Below are 16,040 nucleotides of genomic sequence, written 5' to 3' on the forward strand. Positions count from 1 at the left end.
GTAATGATTACAGCACGCCCAGCGCCTTGAGCCGTTCGCCCGCATGCGCCTGCGTCGGTTCCAGTGCCAGCGCCTTGCGGTAGTACGCGATGGCAGCGGCGCGTTCGCCAACCGCCTCGCACGCCTGGCCCAGGCCGTCGTAGAGGAATTCGAAGCGCTCGGGATACAGGTGCACACCCAGCTGGAACACGCGCATGGCGTCGGCGGCGTGCCGTTCGCGCAGCAGCTTCATGCCCCAGTCGTACGTCTGCAGCGGGTCGAGGACGAGGTCGGGGTTTTGCGCGTGCAGGCGGTCGTAGATCGTGCCGATGTGCTCGAAGCCCTGCTGGCCCAGCTGGTCGAGGAACGTGTCGAGCGTCGGCGGCGCGCTCGCGGCGCGACGCACCGCGAACGACAGGAAGCCGGCCGGCGGGCGTTGCGCCCCCAGCGCCTCGTCCAGCTGGCGGCGGGCCGCGGCGTCACCCTTCAGGCGCGCGTCGAGGAAGCGTTCCACGGTCTCCGCCATCGCGCCATATGCCTGCGCAGCCTGCGGGCGCGTGCCGCCCGTGAACGCGGCATCCGGCGCCATGCGCAGCGACCATGACGAGAACGCCATGTGGTTCGCGGCATCGAGCGTGGCGAGGTAGACGTCGGTGTAGCGGATGCGCGCCAGGAGTTCCGTGCCGATCGTGCCCTCGTCCTGCAGGCGCGTCATGTACAGCAGCGGGATGCCCAGGCGTTCCGGGCTGACGTAGCGCGCGGCGCGCGGGCCGCCGTTCACGTAGTCGGACGCGGCGCGCAGCGAGCCGTCCAAGGTGACGAGCGCGCGGATGCGGTCGTCGCGCGCGGCCGCCAGCACGCTCGCGAGGCTGCCCCAGCTGTGGCCGACGACGGCGATGCGGCTCGCGTCGGCCTGCGGCAGCGTGTGCGCGTAGCCGACGAGGAAGCCGATGTCGGCGGCCTGCGCCTCGGCGCTTTCCAGGTCGGCCGCCACCGTGTGCGAGCGTACGCCCAGCGATGGCGTCGCGATCACGATGTAGCCGTGGCTCGCCAGGTATTCACACAGGTCGGTGTTCTCGATCGCGTACGCGCTGTTGCTCGGCGCGTAGATCACGACAGGGAATTTGCCGGGGCGTTCGGGCGCGTCGCGGAGCGCACGCACGGGGTTGCGCATCTCGCGCTGCACCTGCGCGCCATCAGCGCCGCCCGCGCGCGCGTCGATGAGCAGGTCGGTGGCGCGGCGCACCTGCTCGGGCGTGCGGCTGAATTCCTCCTCCGTCGCCACGGTCGTCGCATAGTCGCGGTAGAACATGACGCCGCCCGTGCCGATCGCCGGATACCAGACGAGCGTCTGCAGCGGCCGCGCGCGGTCGCTGTTCGTCAGCTGCGCCGTCACGGGGCTGCGCGCGTGCTGGTAGACCCGCGCCCGGTCGTACTGCTGGCGCACGTGGAAGCCGACGCGGTACGGACCGGTGGGCGTGAGGTCGGCGGCCGTCGCGGCGTGCGCGAGGACGAAGGCGAGCAGGAGGGCGGGCAGGGTCCGGAACATGGTCATGGTCGCGTTGGTGTCCGTTGCGGGACTGTTTCTTTGCTTGCAACATTATATGCTGATTCAGCATGGATACTGTCGCGAATACGCGGCAGAACATGGCCGATGTGGCAAGGAGCGGGGGCGAATCCGCTAAAATGTCGGATTCTTTGACTGCACTTCACATCATGACCCAGGACGAACTCAAGCAGGCCGTGGCCCGCGCCGCCATCGATTACGTGGTCGACGGCGAAATCATCGGCGTCGGCACCGGCTCCACCGCCAATTTCTTCATCGACGAACTCGGCAAGATCAAGCATCGCATCAAGGGCGCCGTGGCGTCGTCGGAAGCGACGGCCGCCCGCCTGCGCGGCCACGGCATCGACGTGCTCGACCTGAACGACGTCGACGCGATTTCCGTCTACGTCGACGGCGCCGACGAGATCAACGCCACCGGCGCGATGATCAAGGGCGGCGGCGCGGCCCTCACGCGCGAGAAGATCGTCGCCTCCGTGTCGGGCAAGTTCGTGTGCATCGCCGACGGCTCCAAGCTCGTCGAGACGCTCGGCAAGTTCCCGCTGCCGGTCGAAGTGGTGCCGATGGCCGCGAACGCCGTCAGCCGCAAGCTGGTCGCGCTCGGCGGCCAGCCGCGCCTGCGCACGAAGGCAGGCAGCACGGACGCCTTCGTCACCGACAACGGCGGCTACATCCTCGACGTGGCGGGCTTGTCGATCACCGATCCGGTGGGCCTGGAGTCGGAGATCAACCAGATCGTCGGCGTGATCGCCGTCGGCCTGTTCGCCCGCCGCGGCGCCGACGTGTGCCTGCTGGGCACGGGCGACGGCGTCAAGAAACTGACGTTCTGAGCGGAGCCGGCATGAAGCGCGCCCTGGTTCCGCTGTCGATCGCCCTCGCGGCCGCGCTGGGCCTGGGCGGCTGCTCGATGTTTCACCAGCGCATGCCGGCGCCCGTCGCGCCGGTCGCACCCTTGGCGGCGCCCGCTGCGGCGCCGTCCGTCGAGACGATTCCGTTCCATACGGGCGTGTCGTCGGCCACCGTCGAGAAGATGGCGAAGCAGCAGGGATGTACGGGCGGGCTGGGCGCGGGGCTGATCACGCAGCCGGGGCCCGTCGAGGTCTACCGGATGCGCTGCGAGGATGGGAAAGTGTTCATGGCGCGGTGCGAATTGCGCCAGTGCAAGCAGATGTAGGGTGGACGCGCGTCATTGAATCCCCCGGACTCAATGACTCCACGCGTCCAACAAGCGCTTGTGCTGCTACAGCGCTCAAGTGAGTTGAACGCGTGGACGGGAGACCAGTCCACCCTACAAAATCAGGCCGTCGGCGGCACGTAGCCGGCGGCTTCGTCTGCGCCTTCGCCGAAGAAGTGACGTTCCATCTGCGTGGCCAGGTATTTGCGGGCGCGCGCATCGGCCATGTTCAGGCGGTTTTCGTTGATGAGCATCGTCTGGTGCTTGAGCCAGCCATCCCACGCTTCCTTCGACACGTTTTCATAGATGCGCTTGCCCAGTTCGCCCGGGTACGGCGGGAGGGCCAAGCCTTCGGCTTCCTTGTTCAGTTTGATGCAGTGGACGGTGCGGGCCATGTTCTTGCTCCTGGTTCGGTATCGGAAAACGTGATTATAAAACGGCGCGCCCGCGGCCGTCAGAGCTGCTTGATCAGGATCTGCGACCGGCGCTGCCAGTTGTACATGTGCGCGCGGTCCTTCGGGAGATCGTCGACGGTGGCGAGCACGAAGCCGCGCTTCTTGAACCAGTGCGACGTGCGCGTCGTCAGCACGAACAGCTTCGTCATGCCGGCCGCGCGGGCGCGGTTTTCCATGTGCTTCAGGATGCGTTCGCCGTCGCCCTGGGTTTGCGCCTCCGGGCTGATCGTCAGGCATGCCATCTCCGCCATCTTCGATTCGGGGAACGGGTACAGCGCGGCGCAGCCGAAGATGACGCCGTCGTGCTCGATCACGGAGAACTGCTCGATCTCGCGTTCGATCAGCTCGCGCGGGCGTTTGACCAGCGTACCGTCCGCCTCGAGCGGTTCGATGAGCTTGATGATGCCGCCGACGTCTTCAATGGTGGCTTGCCGGAGGCTCTCCAGGTTGTCGTGCGTGATCATCGTGCCCACGCCGTCGTGGGTGAACAGTTCCAGCAGCGCGGAGCCGTCCAGCGAGAAGGGCACGATGTGGGCGCGGTCGACGCCGCTGTTGCACGCCTTGATTGCGTGCTGCAGGTAGAACGACGCGTCGTTCGGCAGGAAGCCCGCCTGCAGCACGGCTTCGGCCTGGTGCGACGACAGTTCGCGGATGTCGCCGCCGCCGGCGTCCTTCATCAGCGACGTCTCCGTGATGAAGATGAGTTTTTCGGCGTGCAGGGCGATCGCGGCGGAGACGGCCACGTCTTCCATCGTCAGGTTGAACACCTCGCCCGTCGGCGAGAAACCGAGCGGCGACAGCAGAACGATGTTGTCCTCGGTTTCGAGGATCGGCTGGATCTTGGACGCGGCGACCTTGCGCGTGACGCCCGTGAGCTCGTGGTCGACGCCATCGATCACGCCGAGCGGACGCGCCGTGACGAAGTTGCCGGAGACGATGCTGATGTGCGCATTCGACATCGGCGTGTTGGGCAAGCCCTGGCTGAACGCGGCCTCGATGTCCAGGCGCAGTTCGCCGGCAGCTTCCTTCGCGCATTCCATCGCGGCGATGTCCGTGATGCGCACGCCGTTGTGGAAGCGGCCTTCGACGTTGCGCAGCGCGAGCTGTTCGGCCACCTGCGGCCGCGAGCCGTGCACGAGCACGACGCGGATGCCGAGTCCGACCAGCAGCGACAAATCCTGCGCGAGAACGGGCAGGGCGCCGGCCGCGACGAGCTCACCGGGGAAGGCGACGACGAAGGTCTTGCCGCCGAAAGCGTGGATGTACGGCGCGACGGAGCGCAGCCACTGGACGAATTGGATTTCCATTTGCCGCATTATAATTCGGTGCGCGACTTGCGCACCAAATCCTCGTAAAAATCAATGTCTGAACAGAGTAACAAGCCTGCGCCGAAACCGGCGCGCGCCCCATCCCCCGACCGCCGCTCGCAACCGCGCAACGACGCGCGGGGAGGCGACACGCGTGCCCCGTTGACGCGCACGCCGGACTTGCAAGCCAAGCCCGAACGGCCGCACCGCGAGGCCGGTGAAGGTCGCGCAGGCGAAGGCCAGGGCGCGCGCCGCGGCCCGCGCCCGCCCGCGCGCGAAGGCGCGCTCGCGAACGCGCTCGCGCAGGCACAGGTTCGTGCGCCGCGTGCCGGCGACGGCGACGCGAAGGAAGCGCCGCCGGCACGCCCGCGCGAAGGCGGCCAGCGTCCACGCGAAGACCGGCCCGCGCGCAACGAGGCGCGTCGGGGTGCCGCACCACGAGAGGCCGTGCGCAACCCGCTCCCACCCATCACCTTCCCGGAAGACTTGCCTGTTTCGGGCCGGCGCGCGGAAATCGCGAAGGCCCTGATGGAGAACCAGGTCGTGATCGTGTCCGGCGAAACCGGCTCGGGCAAGACGACGCAGCTGCCGAAGATCTGCCTGGAACTGGGACGCGGCGAGAAAGCCATGATCGGCCACACGCAGCCGCGCCGCATCGCCGCGTCGTCGACGGCGAAGCGCATCGCGTACGAACTGGGCTCGCCCTTGGGCGAGCACGTGGGCTACAAGGTCCGCTTCAACGACACGCTGTCGGCGGGCGCCTGGGTCAAGTTGATGACGGACGGTATCCTGCTGGCCGAAACCCAGACCGACCCGCTGCTCAAGGCCTACGACACGATCATCATCGACGAGGCGCACGAGCGCAGCCTGAACATCGACTTCCTGCTCGGCTACCTGAAAGAGATCCTGCCGCGCCGGCCGGACCTGAAGGTGATCATCACGTCGGCGACGATCGACGCCGACCGCTTCGCGCGCCACTTCGGCACGCCCGAGAAGCCCGCGCCCGTCATCGAGGTGTCGGGCCGTTTGTACAAGGTCGAGGTGCGTTACCGCCCGGTCGAGCGCGACCAGGAATTCGCGCCTGCGGCCGACGGTAAATCGGTCTCGAAAGCGCAAGCCGCGCGCGACAAGCGCGACTTGATGGATGCCGTCGTCGACGGCGTCGATGAACTCTGCCGGCTGGGATCGGGCGACGTGCTCGTGTTCCTGCCCGGCGAGCGCGAGATCCGCGACTGCGCGGAGGCGCTCCGAAAGCACCATCCGCCGCACGTGGAAATCCTGCCGCTGTTCGCGCGCCTCTCCGTCGAAGAACAGGACCGCGTGTTCCGCACGACGAATGCGCGCCGCATCGTCCTCGCGACGAACGTGGCCGAGACGTCGCTGACGGTGCCCGGCATCCGCTACGTCGTCGATGCGGGCCTGGCGCGCGTGAAACGCTACAGCTACCGCAACAAGGTCGAGCAGTTGCAGATCGAGGCGATCTCGCAGGCCGCAGCGAACCAGCGCGCGGGCCGTTGCGGCCGCGTCGCGGACGGCGTCTGCATCCGCCTGTACGAGGAAGCCGATTTCCTGCAGCGCCCGAAATTCACGGACCCGGAAATCCTGCGCTCGTCGCTGGCGGCCGTCATCCTGCGCATGAAGTCCCTGCACCTGACGGACGTGGAGACGTTCCCGTTCGTCGAACCGCCGCAGGGCCGCGCCATCGCCGACGGTTATCAGCTCTTGCAGGAACTGGGCGCCGTCGACGACGCGAACGAACTGACGGCCATGGGCCGCAAGCTCGCGAAGCTGCCGCTCGACCCGCGCGTGGGCCGCATGATCCTGGCCGCCGTCGACAACGTGTGCCTCACCGAGATGCTGATCATCGCGTCCGCGCTGTCCGTGCAGGACCCGCGCGACCGGCCGATGGAATACCAGCAGCAGGCCGACGAGAAGCACAAGAAGTTCGCGGACGAGAAGAGCGAGTTCCTCAGCTTCCTGAAGATCTGGAACTGGTTCGAGCAAGCCATCGAGCACAAAAAGACGAACCGCCAGCTGCAGGACAACTGCCGCGAGAATTTCCTGTCGCAGGTCCGGCTGCGCGAGTGGCGCGACGTGCATTCGCAACTGCTCACGATCGTGAAGGAGCAGGGCTGGCGCCTGAACGACGCGCCCGCCACGTACGAGCAGCTGCACATGGCGCTGCTCACCGGTCTGCTCGGGAATATCGGTTACAAGATGGAAGACGAGGGTGGACAAACCGGGGGCGCGTACCTCGGCGCGCGCGGCATCAAGTTCCACATCTGGCCCGGTTCCACGCTCGGCAAGAAGGCCGGCAAGTGGATCATGGCGGCGGAGCTGGTCGAGACGACGCGCCTGTACGCCCGCTGCATCGCGCAGATCCAGCCGGAGTGGGTCGAGAAGATCGGCGGCCACCTGCTGAAAAAATCGTGGGGCGAGCCGCGCTGGGAAAAGCGCACGGCGCAAGTCACGGCGAGCGAGCGCGCCACGTTGTACGGCATCGTCGTCTACAGCCAGCGCCGCATCAACTACGCGCAGCACAATCCGCAGGAGGCCCGCGAGATATTCATCCGTGACGCGCTCGTCGGCGGCGATTACGAGACACGGTCGCCGTTCTTCGCGCACAACCACAAGCTGATCCGCGAAATCGAAAACCTCGAGCACAAGTCGCGCCGTCTCGACGTGCTCGTGGACGACCAGCTGATCTACGCGTTCTACGACAAGGAGATCCCGTCGGACGTCGTGAACGGCGCCGGTTTCGAGAAGTGGTACAAGGACGCGTCGCGCGACAATCCGAAACTCCTGTACCTGAACCGCGAAGAACTGATGCGCCACGAGGCGGCCGGCGTCACGACGGACCTGTTCCCGAAGACGATGAACGTCACCGGCATCGAGATGGGACTGTCGTACCACTTCGAGCCGGGCAGCCCGCGCGATGGCGTCACCTTGACCGTGCCGCTGTTCGCGCTGAACCAGATCCCGCGCGAGCGCGCGGACTGGCTCGTGCCGGGCATGCTGAAGGAGAAGGTGCAGCTGCTGTTGAAATCCCTGCCGCAGAAGCTGCGCCGTCACTGCGTGCCACTGCCGGACTACGCCGCGCGCTTCTTCGAGCGCAATGAAGACCCCGTGCGCTTCGGCCGCGGCGACTTGATCGACGCGCTGATCGCGGACATCCACGCGCAGACGGGCGTGCGCGTGATGACGACCGACTTCAAGCTGGAGACCTTGCCCGCGCACCTGTTCATGAATTTTAAGGTCGTGGACGAACACGGCCGCCAGCTCGACATGGGACGCAACCTCGCCACCTTGCAGGCGGAACTCGGCGGCCAGGCGCGCCAGAGTTTCCAGCGGATGGCGGAGACGACGCCGGTGGCCGGGCAGGGGAGCGCGAAGCCGCTGGGGGCCGCAGCGCCTACCCCTGCACCGGCTCAGGCGAAAGGGAAGGCCGCGACGCCCGCGCCGGCAGCGCCCGCGCCCGCGAGCGCGCACACGAACATCACGGGCTGGACGTTCGGCGAACTGCCGGAACTGCTGGAAATCACGCAAGGGAAGATCACGCTGATCGGCTTCCCCGCGCTCGTCGACAAGGGGACGCATTGCGACCTCGAAGTGTTCGACGACCCGAACGTGGCGGCGCGCGCGCACCGCGCCGGCCTGCGCCGCCTGTTCGCGCTGCAGTTCAAGGAGCAGCTGAAGTTCGCCGAGAAGAACGTGCCGGGCCTGCAGCAGATGGGCATGCAGTTCATGTCGGTGGGGACGCCGGAAGAGCTGCGCGAGCAGATCGTCGCGAAGGCCATCGAGATCGCGTGCCTGCAGGATCCGCTGCCGATTGATGCCGCGTCGTTCAACAAGCGTCGCGACGAGGGCAAGGGCCGCATCGGCCTCTTGATCAACGAGACGGCGCGCCTCGCCGGCCAGATCCTCGCGGAGTTCCACGGCCTGCCGAAACGCCTGCAAGGCTTGCCGCCGGCCGTCGCGAGCGACATGCAGGCGCAGTTGCAGGGCCTCGTGCACAAGCGCTTCATCGCCGAGACGGAATACAGCCAGCTGGCGCACTTCCCGCGCTACCTGAAGGCGATGAACGTGCGGCTGGAAAAGCTGCGCGCGAATCCGGCGCGCGACGCGCAGTTGATGGCCGAGTGGCAGACGGCCGCGACGCAGTTCCAGCGCACGGTGAAGAACCAGCCGCTGAAGAACCTCGACCCGCGCATGATCGAGTTCCGCTGGATGCTGGAAGAGCTGCGCGTATCGCTGTTCGCGCAGGAGCTGCGCACGCCGATGCCCGTGTCATCCAAGCGCTTGCAGAAGGTGTGGGAGTCGATGTTGAGGTAGGGTGGACGGCTGTGCCGTCCACGCGGTGATAGGCGTCGGCTCCGCTATCGTGCACGAACACAGAGCCGCCAACAATCACCGCGTGGACGGGGAACCCGTCCACCCTACGTTTTGACAGGTGTGAAGCCTATCGCTAGAGTGGCGCTATCCCATCACTGTCCACGACCCTGCCATGACCGACCTCGTGCTCGCCATCGTCCATCACCTGATCGTGTTCGGCATCGCGTCCGTGCTGGCCGCGGAACTCGCGCTGATGCGGCCCGCCGCCATGTCGCCGGCGACCGTGCGCCTGCTGGGACGCTTCGATGCCGCGTATGGCGTGCTGGCGCTGGCTATCCTCGTCGTCGGCTTCCTGCGCGTGAAGTTCGGCGCGAAGGGCGCCGAGTTTTATATGCACAACCCGATGTTCTGGGCCAAGATCGCCGCGTTCGCCGTCGTCGGTCTCGTCTCGATCCGGCCCACGTTGCGCATCCTCGCCTGGCAGAAGCTGGCGAAGGCCGATGCGGCGTTCGTACCGGCGCAAGCCGACGTGACCGCGCTGCGCCGCGCGATGCTGCTGGAGATCCACGTGTTCGCGCTGATCCCCATCTTTGCCGCGATGATGGCGCGCGGCGTCGGTTTCGGCCTGTTCCGCTGAGCCGTTGAATCGCTACACCGCCGTCACTGACACTGCTGGCGCATCATGTCCATGTGACGCTGGCGCATCTCGGGCGACATGCCCTGCATCCGGCGGTCCATCATCGCCTGCCGCGCCTGGTCGTTGGGTGCATTCTGCATGTCGCGGTACATCGCGCACATCGCATCCTTGTCCATCGGCTGGCCTTGCGCGGCGGCGCAATCCGTCATCATGCCGCAGCCGGCCGCGCTGCCGGTCGCGCCGGTGCTCATCGTGCCGCCCGTCGCGGCCATCGTGCTGTCGGCACCGTCCGCGTGATGCCGGTCGTGGTCGCCTGGGCTGGCGCAGCCGACGAGGGCTGCCATGGCCGCAAGCGTGACCAAGGCGTGAATCGAGTGACTCCGTTGGATCAACATGTTCGCGCTCCTGTCTGAATGTCGAAATTCATGTCGGCAGCATGTGGCCCCTCCACTCCGGGCCAGAGGCCATTCTCGAACTGCGGGAGGGCGATGTCAAACGAACGCCGTCGTCAGGCCGCAACGGCCGCGTCGCCGCGCGTCAGGCTCGAACAAGCGACGAGGTCGCGCACCAGCCGGCCGGCGAACCACCCGTTGAACACACCGAACAGGCCGCACACGGCGCACGCGAACACCATGTCGTGACCCAGCTGCGGCGCGACGGCGAGGGTCACCGACGCGATGTATTTCGTGAAGAACACGGCCATCATCATGACGAGCGGCATGCGGCTGCCGCGCACGCGCACCCGGCCGGGCGCGCTGCCCGGTGCGATGCGCGGCGTGGCGGACAGCCCGGCAAGCAGCGCCGTCGCGGCGGCGGCCAGCGCCCATGCGGCCAACACCCAGCCGCCGAGGCCGAACTTGCCGTTCATGTCCTGCAGCGACAGCACGAGCATCACGGCCGGGATGATCACGAGGCGGCGGATTTCCATGTCGCGGTCGCGCATGGCGATCATGCCGCGCTGGACGAGGAAGGCGAGGATTGCCCAGACGTAGAGTGGGGTGTGGGTCAGGATCTGGATCAGCATGGTGGGCTCCGTAAGTGGTGAGTGGGTCAAGTGATGCCACTGTGCCAGCGCCCCCGTGCGCCCGTGCGCGCATGCGACGAGATGCCCCGATCGCGGCGCGAAATGCGGCTGGACGGCGCGACATGCAGCGGCCTGCTCGTCTTTACAAACCTTTACTGGCGTTGACCGCGCTTAACGTTTCCCCGACCGACAATGCGCGAGCCCCGGCAGGCCGTATGCATACCGATAAGCCGGGCTTCGTTTCGTAACCCAGGGGGACCCATGGATCATTCTCATCACAGCCTTGCCGACGACCTCGAGCGCATGCTCGCCACCCAGTCCAGCCGGCGCCAGTCGCTGCGCTGGCTGCTCGCGTCCGCGGCGGCCGTGCCGCTCGCGAGCTGCGGCGGCGGCAGTGTGGATGCCGGCACGACGGCATCGTCTTCGTCATCGACGCCGGCGTCCGGCTCCACCACGACCGCGACGACGGGCACCTGCACCGTCATCCCCGAGGAGACGGGCGGCCCGTATCCGGGCGACGGCACCAACAGCAACGGCAACGGTGTCGCGAATGCGCTCGCGCTGTCCGGCATCGTGCGCAGCGACATCCGCACGAGCGTGGCGCCCGGCAGCGCGACGGCGGCCGGCATCCAGACGACGTTGAAACTGCAGATCGTCAACACGGGCGCGAGCTGCGCCAGCGCGGCCGGCGCGGCCGTCTACCTGTGGCATTGCGACCGCGACGGCAATTACTCGATGTACGCGAGCGGCCTCACGAACGAGAACTACCTGCGCGGCGTGCAGGAGGCGGACGCCACGGGCACCGTCACGTTCACGACGATCTTCCCTGGCTGCTACTCGGGCCGCATGCCGCACATCCACTTCGAGGTGTATCCGAGCCTCGCGAAGGCGACGAGCGCCGCGAACCGCGTCAAGACGTCGCAATTCACCTTCCCGATGGCCACGTTGAACGAGGCTTACGCGACGTCGGCCTACAGCGCCAGCTCGCGCAACCTGGCAACGATGAGCTATGCGACCGATAACGTGTTTTCCGACGGCACGTCGTTGCAGATGGCGTCCGTGAGCGGCGATCCCGTCAACGGCTATGTCGTCACGCTGACGATCGGCGTGGCGCTGTGACGGTGCCGTAGAGCCTGCCGGCAGGCAAGGTTTTGCTGGACTGCGAGCATTGGCGCTCGTACACTCGTGTTTCCAAACAGTAAATACGAAACGATATGCGCCTCCGCTCCCTGTTCCCGCGCACCTGCGCCGCCTTGTTGCTGTCCGTCTCGACGCTCGCCTGGGCCGGCGCGCCCGCGGCCGGCGACATGGCCCCGGACGATCTCGGCATGACGCTCAGTGGCAAGCCGGTCCACGTGAAGGATTACGCGGGCAAGGCCGTCGTCATCTCGTTCTGGGCCAGCTGGTGCAAGTACTGCCTCAAGGAATTGCCGATCCTGTTCAATATCCAGAAGGCGGCGAAGGGCAATCTGCAGGTCGTGGCCATCAACACGGAAGACGACGAAATCTTCCAGAAGCTGTCGCGCGCGATGCGCACGCTCGAGATCGGCATGTCGTACGACCCGGACGAGACGGCGCGCGCGGCATACGGCGTGAACGGCATCCCGCACCTGGTGGTCATCGGGCGCGACGGCAAGATCGTCGAAGTGTTCCGCGGTTACGGCGAATCGAGCCTGACGCCGATCGTGGCCGCCATCAACAAGGCCCTCGCCGCCCAGTAGGCGCCCGTAGCGGATGCCGCTAAGGCGCCACGGCCTGCCGATAGCGCCCCGGCGACGTGCCCGTCGCTGCGCGGAAGCGATGGCCGAAGTGCGACAGGTCGGCATAGCCGCACAGGTCGGCGACCTGCTGCAACGGGAGGACTGTGGTCTTCAGCAGGGTGCGGGCCAGTTCCAGGCGGCGTTGGGCAATCCAGGCCGACGGCGGCATGCCGAACGATACGCGGAACATCCGTGCCAGGTGGAACTCCGACAGGCAAGCCACCTGCGCCAGCGTGCCGAGCGTGATGGGCTGCGCCAGGTGCGCGTCGATGTACTCGGCCAGGCGGCGCCGCATCAGGGGCGCCAGGCCGCCCTTGAGCCGCAACGCGCGCCGTGGGACGCTCTGCGAGCGCAGCAGTTCGCTCAGGGTGTCGTGGGTGATCTCGTTGGCGCGCAACACGTTGTCGGCGCCTTCCCAGGGCGTGGCGACGAGCGACTGGCATAAGCGCAGCAGGGCCGGGTTTTCGAAGTAGGTGCGGTCGGCCAGCGTGATCTCGCGCGGCTCGCGGTCCAGCTCGACCACGGCCCGGCGCGTGAAATGCGCCGGCATGAAGTAGACGTGCAGCAGGCGCAGATGGTCGCGCACCACCCATTCCGATTCGTGGTCGTCCGGCAAGGTGCACAAGCGCAGTGGCGCGCCGTACTGCCTGGGCGCGCTGCTCCGTTCCGTGCGATAGCCCCCGCCCAGGTAGCAGGAGAGGGTATGGTGGCCGGGCCGGTCGTACACCGTCAACGCTTCGTCGGTGTCGCGCTGCCAGATGGCCGCCGCCATGCCGTCGCCCAGCCACACGAACCGCTCGAGGGTGGCGTCGGTGCCGCACATGGTGTCGAAGACGGCGTGTGAAATAGGGGCGGGGCGGGACTGCATGCAAAAAGTCTAGCATGCTCGCGCCGGCTGTACCGACGGGGCGGCGAAAGTGCGCAATCCCAGACAAGTCGGCACCGGCGGCCGCGCCGATCATGGCAGCATGAACATCTTCCTTTACCTGCTCACCGTCGTCATCTGGGGCACGACCTGGATCGCGATCAAGTTCCAGCTCGGCGTCGTCCCGGCCCCCGTGTCGATCGCCTACCGTTTCTGGATCGCCGCCGCCGTGCTGTTCCTGCTCCTGCTCGCCGCGCGCCGCCAGATGTGGCCGCCGCGCCAGGCTTGGCGCTACCTGCTCGCGCAAGGCGTTGCTCTGTTCTGCTGTAATTTCCTGTGCTTTTATTACGCCAGCCAGTGGGTGCCCAGCGGCCTCGTGGCCGTCGTGTTTTCGACCGCGCCGATCTGGAACGCGGTCAACCAGCGCCTGTTCATGGGGCGGCCGATCCGGCGCCAGGTGCTGGTGGGCTCGCTGCTCGGCCTGTCCGGCATCGCGCTGCTGTTCCTGCCGCAGATGCGGGGCCACTGGAACGACCACGGCATGCTGCTGGGCCTTGGCCTGTCATTGTTGGGCACCGTGTGCTTTTCGACGGGGAATCTCTTGTCGAGCCGGATGCAGGCGCTGGGCCTGACGCCGCTGCTGACCAATACGTGGGCCATGCTGATCGGCTCGACCATCGTCGGCGGCGGCGCATGGTTGCTGGGCATGCCGTTCAACCTGGATGCCAGCCCGCGCTATCTGGGGGCGTTGTTCTACCTCGCCGTCCCTGGTTCCGTGATTGCCTTCACGGCGTATCTGGTGCTGGTCGGACGCATCGGGCCGGACCGCGCGGCCTACTCGACCGTGCTGTTTCCGGTCGTCGCGTTGAGCGCGTCGACCGTGCTCGAGGGGTATCACTGGACGTTGCCGGCCATCGGCGGCGTGGCGCTGGTCCTCGGTGGCAACCTGCTGGCTTTCAGGAAGCCGGGTGTCGCGGTCAAGCCGGATGCCGGGGCGGTGAATGGAGCGGCTACTCGCCCAGCACCGTGACGACGACGTGGCGCCGGTGCTCGGCCACGCGGTGTTCCCACAGATAGATGCCTTGCCACGTGCCGAGCATCAGGCGGCCGTCGCCGACGGGTACCGTGATCGACGTCGACGTCAGCATCGTGCGCGCGTGCGCCGCCATGTCGTCCGGGCCTTCGGTTTTGTGGCAGTACGCGGGGTCGCCGTCCGGCACGAGGCGGCGGATGATGGTTTCCAGGTCGTGGCGGACGTCCGGGTCGGCGTTTTCCGTGATGAGCAGCGAACAGCTCGTGTGCTGCACGAACACGTGCGCGAGCCCGCAGCGGATGCCCGCGCGCGCGACGGCGTCGGCCACGGCCGCGGTGATGTCGCGGCTGCCGCGTCCGAACGTGTTGAATTCGAGAGTGGTCTGGAAAGGCATGGGCGGCTCCTGTGCCGTCCATGCTACACGAACGATTCGCTCAGGGCGCGGCCGAGAACGAGTCGTGCGACGGGAAGCGCGCGGTCATCCAGTCGCGCGACAGGCGCAGCGTGTCGACGACGTCGGCCGGCAGCGTGTCGAGGATCGCGGGGTCGTCGCTGGGCGTGTCGGCCAGCAGGCTTGCCAGGTGGATGATGCCGCCCAGCTGGCAGAACGGATGCGCCGCCATCGGATCGGACGCGTTCTCCAGCGCGCGCACGATCTTGTCGGGGAAGTTCCAGCGCCGGCCCAGCTCGGCCGTGATCTGGCCTTCGGACAGGCCCAGCAGGCGCTGCTCGCGCTCCCAGCGGCCGCCCGGCAGGTGCGGCAGCTGTTCGATCTCGGCGAACGCCGTCGGTGCCACCTGATAGATCAGCAGTTCGCCCAGGCGCAGCATCATGCCGGCCAGCCACGCTTCGCTGCCGTCGATGCCGAGGCCGCCCGCCAGCCATTTGGCGTAGCCGGCGCACGCGGTGCTGCTCTTCCAGAACTCGTCGGAGTCCAGGCCTGGCAGCGAGGGGAAGGCGTCGGAAAAGCACGTGCCCAGCGCCAGCGTGCGGATGTGGGCCATGCCGGTGAGGCTGATGGCTTCGTCGAGCGAGCTGACGCCGCGGCGCGCGCCGAAGCGGGCACTGTTCGCCAGGCGCATCAGCTTGGCCGTCAGCGCCGGGTCGCGCGCGATGATCGCGGCCACCTTTTTGGCGGACGCGTCCTCGTCGTCGAGGGTCGCGATCAGGGCATGGGCCACTTCGGAAATCGTGGGGAGCTTTACGTCGGAAAAGAAAGTCGTGAGGCTGATCATGATGCGTCTTTCGTTGGTGCACGGTCAGTTCAGTGTAATCCTTACGCGAGTTTCCTGAGTGAACTATTTTTGATGTCGACGCGCCGTGTTGCGGGCAAGCCTTTTCAGGCCGTCAAGGTTGAAGTTGTAACAAAGAAATACAAATGTAAAGGTGATGCGGGAGCGTAGTTCGGGTAAGGTGGCTGGTTCGTAAATCTTACCCATCAGGAATTCCATGAATGCCAAGCCTTCCGTCGCCGTCGCCATCCTCGCTGCCGTCCTGAGCCTTGCCGGCTGTGGCGGTGGCGGGTCGTCGTCTCCCGCCGTCGTCGTGGCGAACCCGGCCCAGTTCAGCGCGACGGATGTCGTGCTCGGCACCGGTACCGCGGCGGCGGCCGGCAAGACGGCGACCGTGACCTATACGGGCTGGCTGTACAGCGACACGGCGGCCAACCACAAGGGCACGCAGTTCGACAGCGGCACGTTCTCGTTCACGCTCGGGCAAAACCAGGTGATTCCCGGCTTCGAGCAGGGCGTGCTGGGCATGACGGTGGGCGGCCAGCGCACCGTGCTGATCCCGTCCAGCCTGGGCTATGGCGCGTCCGGTTCGGGCAGCAAGATTCCGCCGAACGCGGGCCTCGTGTTCGACATCGCGCTGACCGCGGTGCAGTAAGCGAAGACGGGGCCGCGCGGCCC

Annotated in this window: 16 protein-coding genes; 8 read left to right on the forward strand and 8 right to left on the reverse strand. The window is 67.1% G+C overall.

Translation table 11 applies throughout. From position 1 onward, the window contains the following. Positions 1-7 precede the first annotated feature (7 nt). Positions 8-1,534: a dienelactone hydrolase family protein gene (locus NX784_RS07545; protein WP_258816040.1), complete on the reverse strand. Its 1,527-nt coding sequence runs from the start codon at positions 1,532-1,534 to the stop codon at positions 8-10. A gap of 161 nt (positions 1,535-1,695) precedes the next feature. On the opposite strand from NX784_RS07545, the gene rpiA reads away from it, so the two are divergent. Together rpiA and NX784_RS07555 are read left to right on the forward strand one after the other, a co-directional pair. Then, positions 1,696-2,373 carry a ribose-5-phosphate isomerase RpiA gene (gene rpiA / locus NX784_RS07550; protein WP_258816041.1) on the forward strand — a complete coding sequence of 226 codons (678 nt, stop codon included), beginning with the start codon at positions 1,696-1,698 and terminating at the stop codon, positions 2,371-2,373. A gap of 11 nt (positions 2,374-2,384) precedes the next feature. Further along, positions 2,385-2,717 (forward strand): hypothetical protein, encoded by a 333-nt coding sequence (locus NX784_RS07555; protein WP_258816042.1) that lies wholly within the window; start codon positions 2,385-2,387, stop codon positions 2,715-2,717. Between the two features lie 122 nt (positions 2,718-2,839). On the opposite strand, the gene NX784_RS07560 is transcribed toward NX784_RS07555, so the two are convergent. Then, positions 2,840-3,112 (reverse strand): oxidative damage protection protein, encoded by a 273-nt coding sequence (locus NX784_RS07560; protein WP_166858256.1) that lies wholly within the window; start codon positions 3,110-3,112, stop codon positions 2,840-2,842. 59 nt (positions 3,113-3,171) lie between these two features. Further along, positions 3,172-4,488, reverse strand: coding sequence for an amino-acid N-acetyltransferase (argA, locus tag NX784_RS07565; RefSeq protein ID WP_166858254.1), 1,317 nt, complete (start codon positions 4,486-4,488; stop codon positions 3,172-3,174). Between the two features lie 45 nt (positions 4,489-4,533). Here argA and hrpA point away from each other — a divergent pair, with 45 nt between their 5' ends. Then, the gene (gene hrpA / locus NX784_RS07570) at positions 4,534-8,811 is read left to right on the forward strand and encodes an ATP-dependent RNA helicase HrpA (protein ID WP_258816043.1); all 4,278 of its coding nucleotides are present in this window, start codon (positions 4,534-4,536) and stop codon (positions 8,809-8,811) included. A gap of 172 nt (positions 8,812-8,983) precedes the next feature. Beyond that, positions 8,984-9,448, forward strand: a complete 465-nt coding sequence (locus NX784_RS07575) for a DUF2214 family protein (protein WP_258816044.1) — start codon at positions 8,984-8,986, stop codon at positions 9,446-9,448. A gap of 23 nt (positions 9,449-9,471) precedes the next feature. On the opposite strand, the gene NX784_RS07580 is transcribed toward NX784_RS07575, so the two are convergent. Together NX784_RS07580 and NX784_RS07585 are read right to left on the reverse strand one after the other, a co-directional pair. Beyond that, positions 9,472-9,843, reverse strand: coding sequence for a hypothetical protein (locus tag NX784_RS07580; protein ID WP_258816045.1), 372 nt, complete (start codon positions 9,841-9,843; stop codon positions 9,472-9,474). Positions 9,844-9,956: 113 nt separating this feature from the next. After that, the gene (locus NX784_RS07585) at positions 9,957-10,472 is read right to left on the reverse strand and encodes a DUF6622 family protein (RefSeq protein WP_258816046.1); all 516 of its coding nucleotides are present in this window, start codon (positions 10,470-10,472) and stop codon (positions 9,957-9,959) included. Positions 10,473-10,733: 261 nt separating this feature from the next. Between NX784_RS07585 and NX784_RS07590 the strand changes: the two genes are divergently transcribed. Both NX784_RS07590 and NX784_RS07595 read left to right on the forward strand, forming a co-directional pair. Further along, positions 10,734-11,591: a dioxygenase family protein gene (locus NX784_RS07590; RefSeq protein WP_258816047.1), complete on the forward strand. Its 858-nt coding sequence runs from the start codon at positions 10,734-10,736 to the stop codon at positions 11,589-11,591. Positions 11,592-11,686: 95 nt separating this feature from the next. Further along, positions 11,687-12,193: a TlpA family protein disulfide reductase gene (locus tag NX784_RS07595; RefSeq protein WP_258816048.1), complete on the forward strand. Its 507-nt coding sequence runs from the start codon at positions 11,687-11,689 to the stop codon at positions 12,191-12,193. 19 nt (positions 12,194-12,212) lie between these two features. Here NX784_RS07595 and NX784_RS07600 read toward each other — a convergent pair whose 3' ends face one another. Further along, positions 12,213-13,100: an AraC family transcriptional regulator gene (locus NX784_RS07600; RefSeq protein WP_258816049.1), complete on the reverse strand. Its 888-nt coding sequence runs from the start codon at positions 13,098-13,100 to the stop codon at positions 12,213-12,215. A gap of 100 nt (positions 13,101-13,200) precedes the next feature. Here NX784_RS07600 and NX784_RS07605 point away from each other — a divergent pair, with 100 nt between their 5' ends. Continuing rightward, a complete protein-coding gene (locus NX784_RS07605) occupies positions 13,201-14,127 on the forward strand; it encodes a DMT family transporter (protein WP_258816050.1) in 927 nt (308 codons plus the stop codon). On the opposite strand, the gene NX784_RS07610 is transcribed toward NX784_RS07605, so the two are convergent. Together NX784_RS07610 and NX784_RS07615 are read right to left on the reverse strand one after the other, a co-directional pair. Beyond that, positions 14,108-14,524, reverse strand: a complete 417-nt coding sequence (locus NX784_RS07610) for a secondary thiamine-phosphate synthase enzyme YjbQ (protein WP_258816051.1) — start codon at positions 14,522-14,524, stop codon at positions 14,108-14,110. The genes NX784_RS07605 and NX784_RS07610 overlap by 20 nt on opposite strands. Positions 14,525-14,564: 40 nt before the next feature. Then, entirely contained in the window at positions 14,565-15,365 is an 801-nt protein-coding gene (locus tag NX784_RS07615; RefSeq protein WP_258816052.1) for an HDOD domain-containing protein, read from the reverse strand. A gap of 214 nt (positions 15,366-15,579) precedes the next feature. Here NX784_RS07615 and NX784_RS07620 point away from each other — a divergent pair, with 214 nt between their 5' ends. After that, positions 15,580-16,017: an FKBP-type peptidyl-prolyl cis-trans isomerase gene (locus NX784_RS07620; protein ID WP_258816053.1), complete on the forward strand. Its 438-nt coding sequence runs from the start codon at positions 15,580-15,582 to the stop codon at positions 16,015-16,017. Positions 16,018-16,040: the final 23 nt, after the last annotated feature.

The organism is Massilia pinisoli, assembly GCF_024753285.1.
GTDB lineage: Bacteria > Pseudomonadota > Gammaproteobacteria > Burkholderiales > Burkholderiaceae_D > Telluria > Telluria pinisoli.

Bases quoted from the DNA above. Each gene is read 5' to 3' on its own strand.
- NX784_RS07610 (WP_258816051.1), bottom strand. From the start codon at position 14,524: ATGCCTTTCCAGACCACTCTCGAATTCAACACGTTCGGACGCGGCAGC.
- NX784_RS07575 (WP_258816044.1), top strand. From the start codon at position 8,984: ATGACCGACCTCGTGCTCGCCATCGTCCATCACCTGATCGTGTTCGGC.
- NX784_RS07580 (WP_258816045.1), bottom strand. From the start codon at position 9,843: ATGTTGATCCAACGGAGTCACTCGATTCACGCCTTGGTCACGCTTGCG.
- hrpA (WP_258816043.1), top strand. From the start codon at position 4,534: ATGTCTGAACAGAGTAACAAGCCTGCGCCGAAACCGGCGCGCGCCCCA.
- NX784_RS07590 (WP_258816047.1), top strand. From the start codon at position 10,734: ATGGATCATTCTCATCACAGCCTTGCCGACGACCTCGAGCGCATGCTC.
- NX784_RS07595 (WP_258816048.1), top strand. From the start codon at position 11,687: ATGCGCCTCCGCTCCCTGTTCCCGCGCACCTGCGCCGCCTTGTTGCTG.
- NX784_RS07545 (WP_258816040.1), bottom strand. From the start codon at position 1,534: ATGACCATGTTCCGGACCCTGCCCGCCCTCCTGCTCGCCTTCGTCCTC.
- NX784_RS07555 (WP_258816042.1), top strand. From the start codon at position 2,385: ATGAAGCGCGCCCTGGTTCCGCTGTCGATCGCCCTCGCGGCCGCGCTG.
- NX784_RS07560 (WP_166858256.1), bottom strand. From the start codon at position 3,112: ATGGCCCGCACCGTCCACTGCATCAAACTGAACAAGGAAGCCGAAGGC.
- NX784_RS07620 (WP_258816053.1), top strand. From the start codon at position 15,580: ATGAATGCCAAGCCTTCCGTCGCCGTCGCCATCCTCGCTGCCGTCCTG.
- argA (WP_166858254.1), bottom strand. From the start codon at position 4,488: ATGCGGCAAATGGAAATCCAATTCGTCCAGTGGCTGCGCTCCGTCGCG.
- NX784_RS07585 (WP_258816046.1), bottom strand. From the start codon at position 10,472: ATGCTGATCCAGATCCTGACCCACACCCCACTCTACGTCTGGGCAATC.
- NX784_RS07600 (WP_258816049.1), bottom strand. From the start codon at position 13,100: ATGCAGTCCCGCCCCGCCCCTATTTCACACGCCGTCTTCGACACCATG.
- rpiA (WP_258816041.1), top strand. From the start codon at position 1,696: ATGACCCAGGACGAACTCAAGCAGGCCGTGGCCCGCGCCGCCATCGAT.
- NX784_RS07605 (WP_258816050.1), top strand. From the start codon at position 13,201: ATGAACATCTTCCTTTACCTGCTCACCGTCGTCATCTGGGGCACGACC.
- NX784_RS07615 (WP_258816052.1), bottom strand. From the start codon at position 15,365: ATGATCAGCCTCACGACTTTCTTTTCCGACGTAAAGCTCCCCACGATT.